Source organism: Burkholderia sp. AU16741 (assembly GCF_002223345.1).
GTDB lineage: Bacteria > Pseudomonadota > Gammaproteobacteria > Burkholderiales > Burkholderiaceae > Burkholderia > Burkholderia sola.
The window spans coordinates 446,718-467,272 of sequence record NZ_NKEZ01000008.1 but is presented as its reverse complement, the minus strand read 5'-3'; the positions used below and the strand labels follow the sequence as shown (position 1 = coordinate 467,272).

The 20,555-nt window shown below is 67.8% G+C and carries 16 protein-coding genes; 6 read left to right on the top strand and 10 right to left on the bottom strand.

All coding sequences use genetic code 11. The features are described from left to right. Positions 1-292: 292 nt before the first annotated feature. From CFB89_RS22530 to CFB89_RS22495, 8 genes are all read right to left on the bottom strand, one after another. The gene (locus tag CFB89_RS22530) at positions 293-1,252 is read right to left on the bottom strand and encodes a GlxA family transcriptional regulator (protein WP_089469797.1); all 960 of its coding nucleotides are present in this window, start codon (positions 1,250-1,252) and stop codon (positions 293-295) included. A gap of 528 nt (positions 1,253-1,780) precedes the next feature. Then, a complete protein-coding gene (locus CFB89_RS22525; RefSeq protein WP_089469796.1) occupies positions 1,781-3,226 on the bottom strand; it encodes an NAD-dependent succinate-semialdehyde dehydrogenase in 1,446 nt (481 codons plus the stop codon). Between the two features lie 153 nt (positions 3,227-3,379). Then, entirely contained in the window at positions 3,380-4,684 is a 1,305-nt protein-coding gene (locus CFB89_RS22520) for a cytochrome c (RefSeq protein ID WP_089469795.1), read from the bottom strand. Positions 4,685-4,699: 15 nt separating this feature from the next. Beyond that, complete coding sequence (locus tag CFB89_RS22515; RefSeq protein WP_089469794.1) at positions 4,700-6,919, bottom strand: xanthine dehydrogenase family protein molybdopterin-binding subunit; 2,220 nt, start codon at positions 6,917-6,919, stop codon at positions 4,700-4,702. Position 6,920: 1 nt separating this feature from the next. Continuing rightward, the gene (locus CFB89_RS22510) at positions 6,921-7,376 is read right to left on the bottom strand and encodes a (2Fe-2S)-binding protein (RefSeq protein WP_089469793.1); all 456 of its coding nucleotides are present in this window, start codon (positions 7,374-7,376) and stop codon (positions 6,921-6,923) included. 145 nt (positions 7,377-7,521) lie between these two features. Further along, positions 7,522-7,821 carry a putative quinol monooxygenase gene (locus CFB89_RS22505; RefSeq protein ID WP_089469792.1) on the bottom strand — a complete coding sequence of 100 codons (300 nt, stop codon included), beginning with the start codon at positions 7,819-7,821 and terminating at the stop codon, positions 7,522-7,524. A gap of 91 nt (positions 7,822-7,912) precedes the next feature. Then, positions 7,913-8,971 (bottom strand): NADP-dependent oxidoreductase, encoded by a 1,059-nt coding sequence (locus CFB89_RS22500; RefSeq protein ID WP_089469791.1) that lies wholly within the window; start codon positions 8,969-8,971, stop codon positions 7,913-7,915. 234 nt (positions 8,972-9,205) lie between these two features. Continuing rightward, positions 9,206-9,826 carry a TetR/AcrR family transcriptional regulator gene (locus CFB89_RS22495; RefSeq protein WP_089469790.1) on the bottom strand — a complete coding sequence of 207 codons (621 nt, stop codon included), beginning with the start codon at positions 9,824-9,826 and terminating at the stop codon, positions 9,206-9,208. Between the two features lie 284 nt (positions 9,827-10,110). Here CFB89_RS22495 and CFB89_RS22490 point away from each other — a divergent pair, with 284 nt between their 5' ends. Further along, positions 10,111-11,682, top strand: a complete 1,572-nt coding sequence (locus CFB89_RS22490; RefSeq protein ID WP_089470575.1) for a hypothetical protein — start codon at positions 10,111-10,113, stop codon at positions 11,680-11,682. Positions 11,683-11,785: 103 nt separating this feature from the next. On the opposite strand, the gene CFB89_RS22485 is transcribed toward CFB89_RS22490, so the two are convergent. After that, positions 11,786-12,805 (bottom strand): DNA-binding protein, encoded by a 1,020-nt coding sequence (locus tag CFB89_RS22485; RefSeq protein ID WP_089469789.1) that lies wholly within the window; start codon positions 12,803-12,805, stop codon positions 11,786-11,788. Between the two features lie 470 nt (positions 12,806-13,275). On the opposite strand from CFB89_RS22485, the gene CFB89_RS22480 reads away from it, so the two are divergent. From CFB89_RS22480 to CFB89_RS22470, 3 genes are all read left to right on the top strand, one after another. Beyond that, a complete protein-coding gene (locus tag CFB89_RS22480; protein WP_089469788.1) occupies positions 13,276-13,941 on the top strand; it encodes a cation diffusion facilitator family transporter in 666 nt (221 codons plus the stop codon). A gap of 177 nt (positions 13,942-14,118) precedes the next feature. After that, complete coding sequence (locus CFB89_RS22475) at positions 14,119-14,526, top strand: helix-turn-helix transcriptional regulator (protein ID WP_089470574.1); 408 nt, start codon at positions 14,119-14,121, stop codon at positions 14,524-14,526. 2 nt (positions 14,527-14,528) lie between these two features. Beyond that, positions 14,529-15,869: a type II toxin-antitoxin system HipA family toxin gene (locus tag CFB89_RS22470; RefSeq protein ID WP_089469787.1), complete on the top strand. Its 1,341-nt coding sequence runs from the start codon at positions 14,529-14,531 to the stop codon at positions 15,867-15,869. A gap of 244 nt (positions 15,870-16,113) precedes the next feature. Here CFB89_RS22470 and CFB89_RS22465 read toward each other — a convergent pair whose 3' ends face one another. Then, the gene (locus tag CFB89_RS22465; RefSeq protein ID WP_256979768.1) at positions 16,114-17,169 is read right to left on the bottom strand and encodes a 4-hydroxyphenylpyruvate dioxygenase family protein; all 1,056 of its coding nucleotides are present in this window, start codon (positions 17,167-17,169) and stop codon (positions 16,114-16,116) included. A 433-nt stretch (positions 17,170-17,602) separates the two neighbouring features. Here CFB89_RS22465 and shiA point away from each other — a divergent pair, with 433 nt between their 5' ends. Then, the gene (gene shiA, locus CFB89_RS22455) at positions 17,603-18,910 is read left to right on the top strand and encodes a shikimate transporter (RefSeq protein ID WP_089469786.1); all 1,308 of its coding nucleotides are present in this window, start codon (positions 17,603-17,605) and stop codon (positions 18,908-18,910) included. A 209-nt stretch (positions 18,911-19,119) separates the two neighbouring features. Next, the gene (locus CFB89_RS22450) at positions 19,120-20,421 is read left to right on the top strand and encodes a UDP-N-acetylglucosamine 1-carboxyvinyltransferase (RefSeq protein ID WP_060310952.1); all 1,302 of its coding nucleotides are present in this window, start codon (positions 19,120-19,122) and stop codon (positions 20,419-20,421) included. The last annotated feature ends 134 nt before the right edge of the window (positions 20,422-20,555 follow it).

The following is a 20,555-nucleotide window of genomic DNA, read 5'->3' as shown; positions in this document are numbered from 1 at the left end:
CGTCGGGCTTCGGGCGGCAAGCGTGGCCCCGGCCATGGCGGGCCGGCGGAACACTTGCGTTCGGCTCACGCGGCCGGCGAGGTGACGGAAACGCTGCATGAGGCGGTTCCGCGAAAACGCCGACCGCCACCCGTGCGACCCGTTGGCAACGGGTCGTCGTCGGTTCGGCATGCGGAATGCGGTGCCCCCAACAGAGAACATTCTATTGACGAAGGCCGCGCGCGGAGGGACGCAGTTCCCTCGTTTCGGGCCATGCTGTTGCAGCGCGGAATGCGGTAACGGCCGGCGCCGCTCAGTCGGCGCCTGTTTGTTCCGGTTTGCGTTGCCGACGCAACGCCTGTGGCGGCTGGCCGAAGGCGCGCATGAACGATCGCCGCATCCGTTCGGGATCGGCGTATCCGGTCTCACGCGCGATCGTGTCGATGGTCCACGATGAGCCCGTCACGAAATCCCGAGCGGTTTCGAGACGGATGCGCTCGACTGCCTTTGCGGGCGTCAGCCCTGTTTCATCCTTGAAGCGGCGCGTAAACTGGCGCCTGCTCATTCTCGCCACGTCGGCCAGCTTGTCGACGGTCAGGTCGGTTCCGAGATTCGCTCGGATGTGCGTGATGACGTCGTGGATCCGGTTGGTACGCGCCGGATGTTCAATCAGCACGGAAGACTGCGGCTGCGACCCTGAACGTCGCCAGCGCTCAATCACGAGATCCTTCGCCACCTGGAAGGCGGCGTCTGGGCCCAGATCGTCTTCGAGCATCGCGAGTGCCATGTCGATGGCCGTACTCATTCCTGCCGAGCTCCAGAGCGTGCCGTCGCGCACGAAGATGCAGTCCCGCTCGACCGTCACGGCCGGATAGCGGTCGCGGAACTGGTCGAGAAAAGCCCAATGCGTCGTAGCGCGGCGCCCGTCCAGCAGCCCCGCCTCGGCGAGGAGGAATGCGCCCATGCAAATCGACGCCATTCGCTCGACCTTGCCGGATAATTCCAGGAGCAGTTCGCGCATGCCGTCCGTGAGCCCTTGCGGCGGCGTCGATAGCGATGCGCCGACGAACACCGTATGCAGGTCCGACATTCGCGCCGACTTCGTCGACGCAGACATGCCGAAAGACGCCGCAACCGGGCACCCATCTTCCGAGATCACGCTGACTTCGTATACGGAACGGCCAGCACGGAGATTGGCGATATCGAATACGGACAATGCGAGCAGACTCATCACTTGAAACTGCGGGACGAGAACAAGTCCAATGCGACGCATACTGACCTCACGCGAATCGGCATCGGCGGTGATTGCCGGCGATACCGCGACAGACGAAAAAAGCGGGCATGCGGCATCAGCGCGACATGCCGGCGGGCACGCTCGCGATGCTACAGGATTACGCAATAGGTCGGAGCGGGCCTATTAAACTCCGCGGCTGCGAATCAAAATGATCAGACAGAAGAATTTTTTGATTCCGGTAATCCGGAAGTGACGCCCGGCTACTGTGCTGCCAGCTGCTCGAGAAATGAGCATCGACTCGTTTCAGATTTCACGCGATCACGCCGAGGCATAGCGCAACCGCGTGTCGCTAACGACCGCGACACGCGGCACACACCTCGTCAGTCTTGCTGCCGCGGCCGCAAGATGCGGCGCTCGCCGCGCGGCGAGCCAGTGCTGTCTCAACTTTCCGCAAACCGCCAGTCCCGTGAGCTCGCCGTCCCAAACGCGACAGTAGCTCACCGTCGTTCGCATAAATCCGCCAATCGGGCGCGCCCCAACAGCAGCGCGCCCACCCTCAACCGACCATCAAACAGCCATCACCGTCACCGACTTCGTGACGAGATACGGCTCCAGCGCTTCCGGCCCGCCTTCCGACCCATAGCCCGAATCCTTCACGCCGCCGAACGGCATTTCCGGCCACGGCGTCGCCGGCTGGTTGATCCACAGCATCCCGACTTCGAGGCGCTGCGTCAGCAGGTGCACGTTCGCGAACGACCGCGTGAACGCGTAGCCGGCCAGACCGAACGGCAGACGGTTCGCCTCGGCGATCGCATCCTCGAGCTTGTCGAACCCGCGAATCGCGGCAACGGGGCCGAACGGCTCGTTGTTGAACACGTCCGCTTCGAGCGGCACGTTCGCGATCACGGTCGGTGCGAAGAAGTTGCCTTCCGCGCCGATCCGCTCGCCGCCGGTCTCGATGCTCGCGCCGACCTTGCGCGCGTTGTCGACGACCGACGCCATCGCGGTCAGGCGTCGCGGGTTCGCGAGCGCGCCGAGCGTCGTGCCTTCGTCGAGACCATTGCCGACCTTCAGCCCTTGTGCATGCTTGACCAGCGCGCGCGTGAATTCGTCGCGGATGCTGTTGTGCACGAGGAAGCGCGTCGGCGAAATGCACACCTGCCCCGCATTGCGGAACTTCGCGCCGCCGGCGGCCTTCACCGCGAGCGCGACGTCCGCATCCTCGGCGACGATCACCGGCGCGTGGCCGCCCAGTTCCATCGTCGCGCGCTTCATGTGCTGGCCCGCGAGCGCGGCCAGCTGCTTGCCGACCGGCGTCGAACCCGTGAACGTGACCTTCCGGATCACCGGGTGCGGAATCAGGTACGACGAGATTTCAGCCGGATCGCCGTACACGAGGCCGATCACGCCCGCCGGCACGCCCGCGTCGACGAACGCGCGCAGCAGCGCGGCCGGCGATGCCGGCGTTTCTTCCGGCGCCTTCACGAGGAACGAACAGCCGGTCGCAAGCGCCGCGCTCAGCTTGCGCACGACCTGGTTGACGGGGAAATTCCACGGCGTGAACGCCGCGACCGGGCCGACCGGCTCCTTCACGACCGTCTGCTGCGCACCGAGGTTGCGCGGCGGCACGATCCGGCCGTACACGCGGCGGCCTTCGTCCGCGAACCATTCGATGATGTCGGCCGCCGACAGCACTTCGACGCGCGCTTCGGTGAGCGGCTTGCCCTGCTCCTGCGTCATCAGCTGCGCGATCGCGTCGGCGCGTTCGCGCACCAGCGCGGCCGCCTTGCGCATCGTCGCCGCGCGTTCGTTCGCGGGCACCTTGCGCCATGCTTCGAAGCCGCGTTGCGCGGCGGCGAGCGCACGGTCGAGATCGGCGATGCCCGCATGGGCCACCTTGCCGATCGCCTTGCCGGTCGCCGGGTTCACGACGTCGATCGTCTTGCCGCTCGCGGCGTCGACCCACTCGCCGTCGATCAGCAGTTGCGTATCCGTATAAGTCACGTTAGCCATCCAGACACCCCTACATTGCGTCGATAAAACGCGCGCTGCCGCGAACGGCCGCACGCCGGTTGACAGAAAAAGCCACGCCGCCGGGGCAGGCACGCACCCGGCGGCGTCGACGGCAGGCACGCCGGCCCGCCGTCGTTGCGCGGCGCGCCGCGCTCAGTGCGCGGCCGCCGTCGCCTTGCGGAGTTTCGCGACGTCCGCCGCCTGCACGGCCGGCGCGCCGTTGTTCCAGCCGGCGCGCATGAACGTCAGCACGTCGGCGATCTGCCGGTCGTTCAACTGGTTCGCGAACGCCGGCATCGGATACGCGGACGGCACGCCACCGATCACGAGCGTGTCGCTGCCGTTCAGCGTCACGTTGATCAGCGACGACGCATCGGCCTCGAGCACGTTCGGATTGCCGGCGAGCGGCGCGAGCAGCGGCGCATAGCCGCGCCCGTCCACACCGTGGCAATGCAGGCAGTAAGCGTTATACACCTTCGCGCCCGGATCCGTTGCCGGCCGGCCCAGCGCGACCTGCGTCGCCTTCGGATCATAGCGGTACGGCGGCGCGCCCGTGCCGCCTGCCGCCGGCAGCGATTTCAGGTAGCGCGATATCGATGCCAGATCGTCGTCGGTCAGCTCCTGCGTGCTGTGGTTGATCACGCTCACCATCGAGCCGAACGCGGTCGCGTGCTGGTTCGCGCCGGTCTTCAGGAACTGCGCGACGTCGGCCTCGTTCCAGCGGCCGAGCCCGGTGTTGTGCTCGCCGGTCAGGTTCGACGCGAACCAGTTGTCGATCGCGGCGCCCGACAGGAACGCCGCGCCGCTTTCGTCGAGCGCCTTCTCCTGGAAGCCGACGCCGCGCGGCGTATGGCACGACCCGCAGTGCCCGAGCCCCTGCACGAGATACGCGCCGCGGTTCCACATCGCGTCCTTCGCCGGTTTGTCGGCATAAGGCGTCGTGTCGAGGAACACCTTGTTCCACAACGCGAGCGGCCAGCGCATGTTGAGCGGCCACGGGATGTCGGACGGCCGGTTCGCCTGCTTCACCGGTTCGACGCCGTGCATGAAGTACGCATACAGCGCCTTCACGTCGTCGTCCTTCAGCTTCGCGTACGACGGATACGGCATCGCCGGATACAGGTTGTGACCGTCCTTCGCGACGCCCTTGCGCAACGCGCCGGCGAACTCGGCTTCGGTATAGCCGCCGATGCCGGTCTCCGGGTCGGGCGTGATGTTGGTCGTGTAGATCGCGCCCATCGGCGTGACCATCTTCAGGCCGCCCGCGAACGGCGTGCCGCGCGGCGCGGTGTGGCACGCGACGCAGTCGCCGGCTTTCGCGAGATAGGCGCCGCGCGCGACGAGTGCGCTGTCGGCGGGCGTCGTTTGCGCGGCCTGCGCGGCCGTGCCGGCCATCAGCGCGGACAGCGCGAGCAGCGACGCGCGGAGCGCATTCGGGTTCAGGATGAGATGTCGCATGGTCGTTCCCTCCCCTCAGGCCGTTTTCAGCTGGTTGCCGACCGGCAGCTTGCGCAGCCGCGTGCCGGTCGCCGCGAAGATCGCGTTCGCCAGCGCCGCCGCGGTCGCGGCCGTGCCCGGCTCGCCGATGCCGCCCGGCGCCTCGCCGCTCTTCACCAGATGGACTTCGATCGGCGGCACCTCGTTGATTCGCATCATCCGGTAGTCGGTGAAGTTGCTCTGCACGACGCGGCCGTCCTCGATCGTGATCTCGCCGTACAGCGCGCCCGTGATCCCGAAGATGATGCCGCCCTGCACCTGCGCCTCGATCGTGTTCGGATTCACATACATCCCGCAATCGACCGCGCACACCGCGCGCTTGACCTGCACTTCGCCGCCGTCCACCGCGACGTCGATGACGATCGAGAAGAAGCTGCCGAACGCGTGCATCACCGATACGCCGCGCCCTTGCCCCTTCGGCAGCGACGCGCCCCAGCCGGCCGCCTTCGTCGCGACGTCGAGCACGTTGCGCGCGCGGGGCGTCTTGTCGAGCAGCGCGCGGCGGTATTGCACGGGGTCGGTCTTGGTCTGCGCGGCCAGTTCGTCGATGAAGCTTTCGACGACGAACGTGCTGCGCGTGGGCCCGACGCCGCGCCAGAACGCGGTCGGCACGTGGCGCGGCTCCTGGCGCACGTAGTCGACGAGCTGGTTCGGCAGGTCGTACGGCAGCTCGGCCGCGACTTCGACCGCGTCGGGATCGACGCCGTCCTTGACCGCGGGCGGCGCGAAGCGCGCGAGAATCGACGAGCCGACGATCCGGTGCCGCCACGCGACCGGCTTGCCGTTCGCGTCGAGGCCGGCCGAGATCGTGTCGTAGTAGCACGGCCGGTACATGTCGTGCTGGACGTCTTCCTCGCGCGTCCAGATCACCTTCACCGGTGCATTGACCTGTTTGGCGACCTTCACGGCCTGCCCGATCATGTCGGTTTCGAGCCGCCGGCCGAACCCGCCGCCGAGCAGGTGGTTGTGCACGACGATCTTGTCCGGCGACAGGCCGGTGAGCTGCTGCGCGGTATCGCGCGCCCGCGTCGGCACCTGCGTGCCGACCCAGATCTCGCAGCCGTCGCCGCGCACGTGCACCGTGCAGTTCACGGGCTCCATCGTCGCGTGCGCGAGCAACGGCTGCTCGTAGACGGCATCCACGCGCGTCTTCGCGTTCTCGAACGCCTTGCTGACGTCGCCTTCCTTGCGTGCGACCGCGCCCTTGCCGTTCGCCGCGGCCTGCGCGAGATCCGCGAACAGATCCTTCGTCGACACCTTCGCGCCCGCGCCTTCGTTCCACTTCACGACGAGCGCCGATGCGCCGCGCTTCGCGGCCCACGTGTGGTCGCCGATCACCGCGACCGCGTTGTCGACGCGCACGATCTGGCGCACGCCGGGGAGCTTCCTCGCGGCCGTGTCGTCGACGCTTGCGACCGTGCCGCCGAACACCGGGCTGTTCACGATCACCGCGTACAGCATGCCGGGCAGGCGCACGTCGAGCCCGAATTGCGCGGTGCCGTCGACCTTCTCCGGCGAATCGAGGCGCTTCGCGGGCGTGCCGATCAGCTTGAAATCCGCCGGCTGCTTCAGCACGACGTCCTTCGGCACCGGCAGCTTTGCGGCGGCGTCGGCCAACTGGCCGTACGATGCGCGCCGGCCGCTCGGCGGATGCTGCACTTCGCCGTTCGCCGCGCGGCAACTGGCCGGATCGACGTTCCATTGCTTCGCGGCCGCCGAAACCAGCAGCGTGCGCGCGGTGGCGCCCGCGCGGCGCAGCGGGTCCCACGCGTAGCGCACCGACGTCGAGCCGCCGGTGAGCTGCCCGCCGAGCAGCGGATCGAGGAACAGCTTCTCGTTCGGCGGCGCATGATCGAGCGTCACGCTCGACAGCGGCACTTCGAGTTCTTCCGCGATCAGCATCGGCAGCGCGGTATAGACGCCCTGCCCCATCTCGACCTTCGGCATCACCAGCGTGACCTTGCCGGCGCGGTCGATCTGCACGAAAGCGTTCGGGGCGAATACGCCCGACGGTGCGGGCTCGGCCGCGTCGCCGCCGATCACCGAGCGGCGCGCGTCGTCACCCGCGGCCGGCAGGCTGAAGCCGAGCAGCAAGCCGCCGCCGGCCGCCGCGCCGAGCGACATGCCGAGTTTCAGAAACGATCGGCGCGACACGCCCGCGCCGGCCCGACCTGCTTCGATCAGTCCTCGCGACATGTCAGGCCTCCTTCGCGGCTTGTTTGACGGCCGCGCGAATCCGGTGGTACGTGCCGCAGCGACAGATGTTGCCGGCCATGGCCGCGTCGATGTCGTCGTCGCTCGGGTTCGGGTTCGACGCGATCAGCGCGGTGGCGGCCATCACCTGCCCCGACTGGCAGTAGCCGCACTGGACGACGTCGAGCTCGCGCCAGGCCTGCTGGACCTTGTGGCCGGCCGGCGTCGCGCCGACGGCTTCGATCGTCGTGATCTTGCGGCCCGCGACGGCGGCGACCGGCAGCACGCACGAACGTGCGGCCACGCCGTCAAGATGCACGGTGCACGCGCCGCATTGCGCGATCCCGCAGCCGAACTTGGTGCCGGTCAGCCCGACGACGTCGCGCAGCACCCAGAGCAAGGGCATGTCGTCGGGGGCGTCGACCGAGCGGGTTTCGCCGTTGATGTTGAGGGTGATCATTCAGCCTCCGGGGCCGTTGTATTGGGGGAGCGGCGCGAACGATGCGCGCTGCGTCATGGGGGCGTCGCCGTTGCGTCGTGCGCAACGGGTGCCGCGCGGCCCGGGTGCGGGCGAGCCGCGGCGGTGGTGTTGCGGGCCTGCGTCGTTACTCGGCCACGTCGATGGCCGACAGCACCTTGATCACCGACGGTGCGGTGAACCAGTCAGCCGACTTCGTGCGGAATTCGCCGAAGTACGGACTCGCGAGGTGGGCGTCGAACGCCGCCTGGTCGTCGAAGATCTCGTACAGATGCAGGTTCGGCGAACCGTCCTGCTCGCGGAACAGGTCGTAGCGCCGGTTACCCGGCTCGGTGCGCGTCTTCGCGACCATGCTGCGCAGTTCGGCCTCGGCGGCCTGCGCGTGTTCGGGTTTCGGGAACAGCGAAGCAATCACGTGAAGCGCCATTTTCTACTCCTTTGAAAACGGAAACGAGCATGCCACAAGCGGGCGTCTCGCGACGCCAGCGTGCAGCAGTTGTCTGTCGCCGAGCGGCGGGTCAGGCCAGTTCGTCCGGGCCGACGCGCACGACGACCTTGCCGAAATTCTTGCCGGCGAGCAAGCCGATCAGCGCTTGCGGAGCGTCGTCGAGATCGGGCACGACGTCCTCGAGCGTCTTGACCTTGCCCTGCGCGACCCATTCGCTCATGTCTTTCAGGAACGGCGCGTAGTCCGTTGCATAGTGATCGAGGATGATGAAACCCTGCACGCGGATGCGCTTGCGCAGGATCGCGCCCATCAGCGCCGGCACGCGGTCGTGGCCGGTCGACACCGCCTTGTCGTCGTAGGCCGCGTCGTTGTAGTGCGCGATGATCCCGCAGACGGGCACCCGCGCATGGTCGTTCAGCAGCGGCCACACCGCGTCGAACACCGCGCCGCCGACGTTCTCGAAATACACGTCGATGCCGTTCGGGCACGCGTCCTTCAGCTTCGCGGCAAACGCCGGATCGCGATGGTCGATGCACGCGTCGAAGCCGAGCGTACCGGTCACGTATGCGCACTTGTCGGCGCCGCCCGCGACACCGATCACGCGGCACCCCTTCAGCTTCGCGATCTGGCCGACCACCGCGCCGACCGCGCCGCTCGCGGCCGCGACGACCACGGTTTCGCCGGCCTTCGGCTCGCCGATCTTCAGCAGCCCCGTGTACGCGGTGAAGCCCGGCATGCCGAGCACGCCGAGCGCATACGACGGGTGCGCGAAGTCGCGGCCGAGCGGAATCAGGTCGCGCCCGTCGGACAGCGCGTAGTCCTGCCAGCCGGCGCCGGCAACGACGAGATCGCCTTCGCGAAACGCCGGCAGGTTCGACGACACCACGCGGCTGACCGTGCCGCCGACCATCGGCTGGCCCAGTTCGGCGGGCGGCGCATAGGACGGTGCGTCGCTCATGCGGCCGCGCATGTACGGGTCGAGCGACAACCAGACGGTGCGCAGCAGCACCTGACCGGGGCCGGGAACCGGCACGTCACCGTTTTCGGCGCGGAAGTTGTCGGGCGTCGGTGCGCCGACCGGGCGCGAATTCAGGACGATCTGGCGGTTTGCGGTCTTGCTTTGCGGCATGTGAGCCTCCGTCAACAGGAATGAGCGTGCTTCGTGGGCACGATCGGATCAGGGATGGACCAGCGGGAAGTGCGCGCCTGACGCGGCATCGGCCGTCGGGCCGGTGCGGTCGCACGCAGGCGGTGGAAACGATCGGGACAGCGTAACGCGGCGGGAAGTGTTCGTCATGGGTGATTGAGTAGACCAGTCGTCTAGAGTCAACGCAAAAACAAGGCGCGCCGATGCGCGCCCGGGCTACGACTGCGCGCCGCCGGGCGCGGCCGGCGGCAGGTTCAGCATGCGCCGCGTTTCGGCCATCGCCCTTTCGAGCGGCTGGCGGTTGCGGTGAATCTTTTCCAGCAGCGTCGCGCCCAGCCACAGCTCGTACAGGATCGCGGCCGTGTGCGACGGATCGTCGACGCCGCTCAGCGAACCGTCGGCGAGCCCGGCCTCGATGCCGCCCGCGAGCCGCTCGATGATCCGGCTGGTGCCGCGCCGCAGCACCGCGCGCATCGCTTCCGACAGATCCGACACTTCCGCGCCGAGCTTCACCGCGAGGCACTTGCCTTCCAGGTCGTCCGCGCATTGCGTGTGCAGCCAGTTGCCCCAGTACGTCATCAGGCGCTCGGCGCCCGTGCCGGCCTGCTGCTTGAGCAGCTTGTCGAGATGCGCGAGATAGCCTTCGAAATACGACTCGAGCAGCGCTTCGCCGAATGCTTCTTTCGAGCCGAAGTAATGGTAGAACGAGCCCTTCGGGATGCCCGCCGCGGCGAGAATCTCGTTCAGACCGACCGCCGAAAACCCCTTGTGGAGCATGATCGGCTTCGCGATGTTCAGGATGTGCTGGCGGACTTCGGCGCCTGAAGATGCATTCATGATGGCGTATGGTAACAACGATTAGACCGGTCGTCTAGCAACGTCGAGCCGGCATGTTGAGCGGCACTTTACCCGATCCCTGTCTCCTGCCCAATGCCTGCCCGGTGCTTCGCGGGCCGCGTCACATCGGCGCCTCGAATTCGTCGCGGGCATTTCATCGATTTCCCGCATAAATACGCGCGGCGCGTGTGCCGACGACCCGCAAGGATGCGGCCGGCATTGCACTCGTGTGCAACGCGCCGAACCGTCGTTGCCTCCTCTCGACCCGTGACCAGGAACGCTCCATGACCGCTTCGAAACCCGCCCGACCGACCGCGCCGAATCGCCGCCGCTTCATGCAGCGCGGCGCCGCGCTGACCCTGTCGCCGCTCGTCGGCACGCTGGCCGCTTGCGGCGGCGACGGCAGTCCGGCCGCCGCGTCGTCGTTCGCCGCCACCGGCGCCGCGAATACGTCGGCACGCAGCTACGGCATTGCCGATCGCTCGATCACGATCAACGTCGTCAATGCGATTGCATCGACGACGCTCACGTTCGGCAATGCGTCGAGCCAGAGCGGCTCGACGCCGCAGGCATCGCGAGCGTCGGTCGCGACCGGACAATCGACCGCCGTCAGCGCATCGAACAGCTGGGGCGACTGCACCGGATCGTTCAGCCTGGCCGGCGGCGATGCATCGTTTGCGATCGCGTATACGCATCCGTTCGGCTCGCAGCCGACCACCGTCAGCGTCACGCCGTCGGCCGGCTACGTATTGGGCGCCGACGCCGCGACGTTTCCGGGCCACGACTCCGTCGCGAATCTCAACCTGTACCGCGGTGTCGCGACCGCGAACGGCGCATGGGTCGTCCCGCTCGCGCAGCTCGCGACGCCGCCGGCCAACAACTGCCAGGATTTCGCGAACAGCATGTTCGGCAGCAACGTGCGCACGGCCGCGGCGATCCGGTCCGCGTATCAGGGCACCGGCGCGCTCGGCTACGTGCCGCCCGCCGATTTCACCGGCGGCCAACTGGCGGGCTTCGTCGCGCAATGGGTGCGGCGCTGGCAGAGCGGCGCGTCGTACACGGTGCTGCCCGGCGCCGATGCGCAATTGATCGATGCGCTGAAGCAGTACGTGTCCAGCGCGTCGAACGCCGGCCCGCTGACGATGTGGGTGCCGCAAATCGCGTGGCAGGCCGGCTCCGATCCGGCGGTTTTCTCGCTGACCGGCTATCGCGCGTTTCCGTTCGTCGATGCGCAGGGCAACTGGAACGCCGCCACGCTGTCCGCGTTCCTGACGCTGCTGGCGGCCGGGTCGCACCTCGTCGCGATCAGCGCGAGCAGCGACCTGCCGGCGGGCGTGACGATGCAGGCGTTCGACAGCTTCATGGGCGCGAGCGGGCTGTCGACGTCGACGGATATCGGCAATTCACACTACGCATCGGTCGTGAACACGACGGGGCGTTATTACCTGAGCGTCGGCAACGATTTCGCGCCGGCGAACTGCGGGCTGATCCTGTCGTTCCTGTACGGGCGCACGGTGAACGACCTGCTCGCCGGCGCCGGCACGTACAACACGTTCATCCAGCTCGAAGGCTGGCAGGCCGGCGGCTCGCGCCACAACGCCGACTACGCGACCTATCAGCAGACGCTGTGGAACATCTCGACGTACGGCGCATCCGCGTATAGCGAGAAGCGCGCGACGTCGATCTTCCTCGCGCCGGCGGGCTGGACGCCGCAGGTCTATCAGACGACGCGGATGATGCCGTACGTCGGCGCGTATGCGCAGTCGAATGGCACGCCACAAGGCTGGTTGAATACGTCGCTGGTGACGATTCCGGCGGACGCGCCGCCGCTGCCGGCGCGGTATGTGCTGAGTTGAGTCGAACGGACAGACGGGCGTTCGGGGGCGGCAGACATCCCGCCTGCGTTGCTTCGTGCGGGCGTGCGTCGCCGACGGTCGGCCCACGCACACGGTTTCGCCGTCAGCGCGGCGCCTTGTCGGCGCGCTTTCTCGTGCGCGCCCGCCGCTCGCTCCGCTCGGCGGCCGGGATGGTCTTGACGCCGCGCAACGGCGGCCGGCGCACCAGCGCCGCCATCTCGCGTCTCAGCGCATCGAGCTCGGTGCTGCGCGCCAAGCCGGTCGCCAGTGCGCCGTCGAGCTGCCCTTGAAGCACGCCACAGCGATGCAGCGCGTCGCCGAGTTGTGCCTGCAGCGCGGTCATTTCCTTCCGCTGCTGCGCATCGCGCTGTTCCGCCCGCGAGGTCGCCGCGTCGAGTTCCTTTTGCAAGCGCGCGGCCGCGAGCCGCTCGCGATCGATTTCCTGAAGCGCCCGCTTCTCCGATGCGCGCAGCCGCTCTTCCGCGCGGCCAGCGTCGTCGCGCAACCGGTCGAGCTGGGTGGTGAAATCCGCACGGGCCTGCGCGAGTGCACGGTCGCCCTCCGCGTTGTCGGCCTTCAGGCGTGCGATATCCGCTTGCATGGCTTGCCGCGAGGCATCGTCCGCCGCCCTCGCCTGCTCCAGTTCCTGAATGCGGACCTGCGCGGACAGCAGCGCGGCCGTGCGTTGCTCCAGCGCGCTTTCGGTGCGGGCGAGTTCGGCTTGCAAGGTCGCCACTTCCGTTCGCGCCTCTGCCCGCTCGGCCTCGACTTCCGTGCGCAGCGCGTCGAGTGCGGCGGCTGCGTCGGTACTCGACCGGTTCCACAGCGCCGCGACCAGTTCGCCCGCTGCCGCCTGGAGATCGGCCGGCAGGTCCGGATGCTCGATGCGCACACGGCTCTTTTCCCGCAGCTCGGCCCAGAACTCGCCGAGCACGGCGGTCGGCGTGCTCATGCTGCCCTTGCGAACGAGCTGGTACAGGCGATTGGCCGTCGGCGTGATGCCGAAACGGAAGAACAGCAGTGCGCAGGCTTCGCGGTACAGCTCGCGGGTTTTGGGGAAGTTGGCCTTGAGGCGCTCGATTTCGGCGGTCAGGCGGGGTTCGTCGGCGGCGAGATCGGACATGGCAGGCTTCGAGGGAAATTTCGTAAATAATATAACGTAAACCGTTAAATATCTAATTTCATTAGCGCGTTAATTTGACATTATTTCTATAATGTTGAGAGTTTGTAGGCAGAGACGTGCAAATCCGTTCCGCTTGTTACGGCGGCGTGGCACGGTGCGGCAACCAAACGTTGGAATTCTCTATCGGGTCATGGGGCGTAGATTCGTCGAGGGTCCCGGGGAATCCGCCAGATCGGAACGGCGCCCTTTGCGCGCCGGCTCACCGAGTGCGATGGCGTTACGCGTTACACGCCCCGCCCGGCAACATAGGCATGCATACGATGGCCACTCCGGGCGCGACGCGTTACGGGAGTGGCGTTCAGCACCCCCGGGCGGCCTCCCTGAAGAAATCGGTCACCCGGCTGTCATTCGCGTGCCACCGTCGGCCGGTAGCGTTCGAAGTCGTCCCCGATTCCGACAAGCGATCCGCCATGCAGCGCCCGTCGCGTACCAAGTCCCACGTTTACGCAGCCACGTCTCGCGCCCTCGCCGTCAGTCTTGCGATCAACCTGCTGCTGCTCGCCGCCGAGGCGACGGCGGCATGGTTCGCGCATTCGTCGGGGCTGCTCGCGGACGTCGCGCACGCCGCGCTCGATCTTGCGGCCGATGCGCTGCTCCTCGTCGCCTGCCGGTTGGACGCACGCCTGCCTCCGGAGCGCCGCCCGACCTACGAGCCGCTCGCGCTCGCGGGCCTCGGCGCGTTGCTGGCCGTAACCGGCGCGCAGATGATCTGGCATGCGCTGACGCGGTTCGATACGCCGCCCGCCGTGCAGCCGGGCGCGACCGCCTTCGTGCTGGTCCTCGCCACGCTCGCCGGCAAGGCCGCGCTGTCGTACTGGATGCTGCGCAAGGCGCGCGAGACCGGCTCCGCGCTGCTCGAGGCGAGCGGCTGGCACGTGCGGACCGATGCGCTGTCGTCGTTGCTCGCGGCGCTCGCGATGAGCGCGGCGCTGGTCGGCTTCGGCCGTCTCGACGACCTCGCGGCGCTCGCGATCGGCGCGCTCGTGATCCGCACGGGCGCCGGGTTCGTCCGGCGCGGCTGGGCGCAGTGGCCGGCATGGGCGGACTGGGCGAATCGCTCGACGCGCGGGTCGTGAGCGCCGCAGGTCTCGCCTGACGTCCGGTTCGCGCCGCTGCCTGGACGATCGGCCTCCGCGTAACAGGCTATCGCTTGTTTTTCGTTAATACAGGCTATGATTTGTATTTTCACAATACATGCCATAGACTGTATTTTCCGATTACAAACGATCGCCTGTCATCTCGCGGAGCGCCCGATGGCCTTTCCTGTCCAGACCCTGACCCAGTTGCGCCCGATACTCGTCGGCTTTCGGAAATCCGCGGGGCTCACGCAGGCGCAACTGGCCGCCCGCCTAGGCATCACCCAGCAATCCTATGCCCAGCTCGAAGCCAACCCGTCGGCGGTCAGCATCGAGCGGCTTTTCAAGGTGCTGAACGCGCTCGGCGTTCGCATGATGCTCGGCCTGGACGAACGGGATGCACCGGCGGAAGCGGCCGATTCGACCTCCAGCGCCGAGCCGGCGGCGCGCCGCAAGCCGGTCGCGAACAAGCGCGGCACCACGGCCGCCAACGCCCCGACCGGGGCCGCGGCCGACGCCGCGCGAAAGCGCCCGGCCGCGACGACTCGGGGCAGACCACGCGTGTCGAAGCGGGAGGACTGGTGACGATGGCCGCACGCGCCCGCCACGACCGGCTCGACCTGTGGATGAACGGCATTCCCGTCGGGTACTGGGAAATCCGCCGCGGCGTCGAGCGTCTCGTCTATCTGCCGGACTGGCTCGACGATCCCCAAGGGCGGCCTCTGTCGTTGTCGCTGCCCTTCACGCCCGGCAACCAGCCGCACCAGGGCGCGATCGTGGCCGACTACTTCGACAACCTGCTGCCTGACAGCGAGCCGATCCGCCGCCGCATCGCGCAGCGTTACCGGCTCGGATCGACGGCGCCGTTCGACTTGCTCGCGTCGATCGGCCGCGACTGCGTCGGCGCACTCCAGATGCTGCCGCCAGGCGAGACGCCGGTCGATCTCGAGGCCATCGAAGGCGCGACGCTCGACGACGCAGCCGTCGCCGACGTGCTGCGCCACGCGACTGCCGCGCCGCTGCCCGGCCGCGCGGAGCCGGACGCCGACCTGCGCCTGTCGATTGCCGGCGCGCAGGAAAAGACCGCGCTGCTGCGTCGGCGCAATCGCTGGCTGCGGCCGTCGGGCAGCACGCCGACAACGCACATCTTCAAGCTGCCGCTCGGTCGTGTCGGCAACATGCAGGCCGACATGCGCACGTCCGTCGAAAACGAATGGCTGTGTTCGAAGCTCGTCGCCGCGTACGGCCTGTCGGTCGCGCCGTGCGAGATCGGCCGGTTCGACGACCAGAAGGCGCTGATCGTCGAGCGCTTCGACCGGCGTCCGTCGCGCGACGGCTCGTGGATCCTGCGACTGCCGCAGGAGGACATGTGCCAGGCGACCGGCACGCCATCGGGGGCGAAATACGAATCGGACGGCGGCCCCGGCATCGAGACGATCATGGGCATCCTCGCGAATTCAGCCGATGCGTCCCGCGACCGAATGAATTTTTTCGTCGCCCAGCTCGTGTTCTGGGTGCTGGCGGCGATCGACGGCCACGCGAAAAACTTCAGCATCGCGCACCTGCCCGGCAATGCGTATCGCAGCACGCCGCTGTACGACGTGCTGTCCGCGCATCCGATCATCGGTACACGCCGCAACCAGATTCCGCCGCGCCGCGCACGCCTCGCGATGGCCGTCTGCGGGAAGAACCGGCACTACGTGATCGGCGAAATCCAGCCGCGCCACTGGATCGCGCAGGGCCGCCGCGTCGGCCTGACCGAAGACGACGTGCGTGCCGCGATGGCGGCCGTCGCCGCACGGACGGAGCCCGCGATTGCCGAAGCCGCCGCGCAGATCCCGGCGGATTTTCCGGCGGACGTGGCCGACGCGATCTTCGACGGCATGCGTCGGCACAGCCGCAAGCTCGCGGCGGCCGATCCTGCGTGACGAAGCGACCGGCAGCAACAGGGCGCCGGTCTTCGCTGCGCGAGTTCAATGGCTGTCGGGCCGGTTCCTGTCGCCGCTGTGCAATCACCCGCCGCGGTGCGTACGGCGAGGCCGCGCACCGGCCAGCGTTTCCGGCACACGTGCTGCGCCTGGCCGATGCGGTGGGCCACGATTTCGCCGTGGCCTGCAAGATCGGCGTGGCCGAGGGCGCGCGGCAGCGTAACGGCAGCCGGCGCCTGAACGTTCAGCCGGCGTCGCGTGCGCGGGCGAGTGCCGCGAGGTTGCCCTCGCCGAACCCGTGGTGCCCCTTGCGCTGCACGATCTCGAAGAAGATCTCGCCGGGCTTGCGCTTCACGAAGGTCTGGAAGAACAGCTTCGGCACGCCGTCGCTGCCGATTTCGCCGTCGACCAGCACCGCGCGGCGGCGCAGCGCATCGAGATCGACGCCATGCGCCGGCAGCCGCGCATCGACGTCGTCGTAATAGCGAGCGGGCGGCTCGATGAACTCGACGCCGTTGGCACGCAGCGCATCGACGCACGCCAGGATGTCGTCGGTCGCCAGCGCCACGTGCTGCACGCCCTCGCCCGGATGGTCAGGCAGGTACGCATGCATCAGCTCGGTGCGCCGCGTACCTTCCTCGTAGACCGGAATCCGTACCGCGCCGCACGGCGACACCATCACGCGCGATTCCTCCGACACATGCCAGTGCGCGTCGATCTGGTGGATCTCGCGGAAATGCAGCAGGTCATGGTAGAAATCCAGCCACTCCTGCATGCGACCCGCGCCGACGGTTTGCGTGAAGTGATCGACCTGCTGCAGGCCGACGCCCGCGCAATCGAGATCGGTATGCGCGGTCGCGATGTCGATCGGCCGGAAATCGATATCGAAGATCGAGATGTCGCCGACGCCGCCGCGCTGGCCGTCCCGCCCGCGCCAGCGGTCGACGAAATACAGGTGCGAATCGCCGATGCCCTGGATCGCCGGAATCTTCAGTTCGCCGACGCCGACCTTCTCGCCTTCGAACGCCCACGCACCGAGCTGGATCGCGCGCTCGAACGCACGCCGGGCGTTCGCCACGCGCAACCCGATCGCGCAGACCCCCATCCCGTATTCCTCCGCATAGCGCGCGGCGAACGAATCGGGCTCGGCGTTGATCAGGAAATGCATCTGCCCCTGCCGGTACAGCGTGACGTTCTTGCTGACGTGCCGCGCGATCGCCTTGAACCCGAGCTGCTCGAAGCGCTGTGCAAGCGCATCCGGCACGGGCGCCGCGAACTCGACGAATTCGAGGCCGGCCATCCCGAGCGGATTGGCGGCCGGATCGGCAACGGGCGGCGTATCGCTGGACAAGGGGGGGGGAATTGCCGGGCATTCCAGTCTCCGGGGGCATGCGGTCGATGGGGGGAATGGTGCCTGTCGCGTGCGGCGTGCGCGGCCGATGTGGCGGCCGCGCCTCCGCCCCGGACGGGCGAGTTGTCGATGCAGCAGATTTTAACCAGATCGTTCACGGCGGCACACCCCGGCCGAACGGGATATCGTCGCGCCGCCTAGTGCAAACCCGGAAATCGTTCGATAATCGCACGGAATTGAACGATAATCGCGCACATTATCCGATTGGCTAATTGCCGACCCGCGGCGCGGGCCCTATTCTCCGTTCACCCATCGACTTCAATGCAGCATCGGACGCGGCGCCGCCACGATTCCACGATGCGCCGTGCCAGGAGACATCGCCATGACCCCCACCTTCGACACCCTCGACGCCGCCGCCGGCGCCCGTGCGCGCAGCCAGGCCCGCAAGGCCGCGATCGGCAGCTTCGTCGGCGCCGTCGTCGACTGGTACGACTTCCTGCTGTACGGGATCGTCGCCGCGCTGGTGTTCAATTCCGAGTTCTTTCCGAAAGTCAGCCCGACGATGGGCACGCTCGCGGCGTTCGCCACCTTCGGTGTCGGCTTCCTGTTCCGGCCGCTCGGCGGCATCGTGTTCGGCCACTACGGCGACCGGCTCGGCCGCAAGCGGATGCTCGTGCTCACCGTGATGCTGATGGGGCTGTCGACGGTCGCGATCGGCCTGCTGCCGGCGTTCTCGACGATCGGGTGGTGGGCGCCCGTGCTGCTGGTGCTGATGCGCGCGATCCAGGGGTTCGCGGTCGGCGGCGAATGGGGCGGTGCGGCGCTGATGGCCGTCGAAAGCGCGCCGAAGCAGAAGAAGGCGTTCTACAGCAGCGGTGTGCAGGTCGGCTACGGCGTCGGGCTCGTGCTGGCCACCGGCATCGTCTCGATCCTGAGCCATACGCTCGGCGAGGCCGCGTTCAAGTCGTGGGGCTGGCGCCTGCCGTTCGTGTTCAGCATCGTGCTCGTGCTGATCGGGCTCTGGGTGCGCAAGAACATGGACGAATCGCAGGAGTTCGTCGAGAAGGTCGAGCACGGCAACCGCAAGCTGCGCCTGCCGGTGCTGGAAGCGCTGACGCGCCACCCGAAGGCGTTCATGCTGATCGTCGCGCTGCGGCTCGCCGAACTGTTCACGATGTACATCGTCACCGCGTTCGCGCTCAGCTATTCGACGACGAACCTCGGCATGTCGCGCGACCTGTTCCTGAACATCGGCCTGCTGGTCGGCGCGGTGAGCTGCGTGACGATCCCCTGCTTCGCGTGGCTGGCCGACCGCTACGGCCTGCGCCGCATCTATCTGATCGGCGCGCTGATCGGCCTCGCATCCGCGGTGCCGTTCTTCGTCGCGCTGGAGTCGCGCTCGATCGCGTGGATCGTGATCTTCTCGATCCTGCTGGCGAACGCCGCGCACGACATGGTCGTGAGCGTCCAGCAGCCGCTGTTCACCGAGCTGTTCGGCGCCGAATACCGCTACAGCGGCGCGGGCGTCGGCTACCAGTTCGCGAGCGTCGTCGGCGGTGGGTTCACGCCGTTCATCGCGGTCGGGCTCGTCAGCGTGGCCGGCGGTTCGTGGCACCTCGTCGCCGGCTACCTGGCGATCGGCTGCCTGATCTCGCTGGTGGTCGCCGCGCGGATGCGGGCCGCGCAATGACGTAATGAGCGCGTGGCCGGCCCGATACGCGGCCGGCCATTTCGCCATGCCGGCGCCGGCCGGTACTCCACCTGCTGCATCGCGGACGCGACGTCAAACACTGTCAGTTGCGCGCGCCGATTCCCCTTTTCCCCTCCGAACATTCCACGCCGCGTGCCGACCAATGGCATCATATGGGCCTACGTCAGTCACCGATACGCCCCCATATCATGTCGAATCTCATCGTCCACGGCGGCACTCCGCTGCGCGGGGACATCAAGCCGTCCGCGAACAAGAACGCCGTCCTGCCGATTCTGTGCGCCACCCTGTTGACCGATCAGCCGCTGCGTCTCGTCGGCGTACCGGACATCACCGACGTGCGCAAGATTCTCGATATCTTCCGCACGCTCGGCAGCGACGTGTCGGTCGATTTCACGACGGGCCTGCTCGAGCTTCACCATCGCAACACGACGTTCGATCCGGCCGTCCATCGGCTGCCCGAGGCGATGCGTTCGTCGATCATGCTGATTCCGCCGCTGCTCGCGCGCTTCGGCGTCGCGCGCCTCGAGAACGACGTGAAAGGCTGCACGCTCGGCGTGCGCGAGATCGATCCGCACGTCGAGGTGTTCGAACGTTTCGGCGCGCACATCGAGCGCACGCCCGATTCGCTGATCGTCCGTACCGACGGCCCGCTGACGGCCAACGATCACTGGCTCGACTACGCGTCGGTGACGACCACCGAGAATTTCGCGTTGTGCGCGACGGCCGCGAACGGCACGTCGACGCTGATGAACGCGGCCTCCGAGCCGCACGTGCAGGAGTTCTGCCAGTTCCTCGCGATGATCGGCGTCGCGATCGAGGGCATCGGCACGTCGCGGCTGTGCGTGACGGGCGGCGGCAAGCTCGGCGGCGGCGAGTTCCGCTTCGCCGAGGATTTCCACGAAATCGCGACGTTCCTCGCGCTCGGCGCGATCACCGGGGGCGACATCACGGTGCGCAATTCGTCGCCCGAGCATTTCCCGCTGATCGACCGCACGTTCGCGAAATTCGGCGTCACCGTCACGCACCGCGACGGCTGGTCGCGGGCGGAACGCGACGGCCCGCTGCGCGTACGCCGGCCGTTCACGCAGAACATCCTGACCAAGGTCGAGGCCGCGCCGTGGCCGTACCTGCCGGTCGACCTGCTGCCGATCTTCATCGCGCTCGGCGTACGCGCGGAAGGCAGCGCGATGTTCTGGAACAAGGTCTACGACGGCGCGCTCGGCTGGTCCGGCGAACTGTCGAAGTTCGGCGCGCACGTGCTGTTGTCCGACCCGCACCGGCTGATCACGTTCGGCGGGCTGCAACTGACGCCGGCGCGCGTCGAGAGCCCGTACATCATTCGCGTCGCGATCGCGCTGCTGATGGTGGCCGCGAGCATCGAAGGCCGCTCGGAAATCATGAACGCGCTGCCGATCCGCCGCGCGCATCCGCATTTCGTCGAGAACCTGCGTTCGGTCGGTGCGAACGTCGAGTGGACGAGCAGCGAGTAAGGTCGTGACGGATGCGGCGCGCGGAAGGGTCGCGTCGCATCCGGTTTCTCCGCTTTTCATGCCGTATCGGCCGCTTCCATGCGCGGCCGTACAGCGCTCTGCCATCGCCAGCTTTCCGTTCACGTCAGCACGCT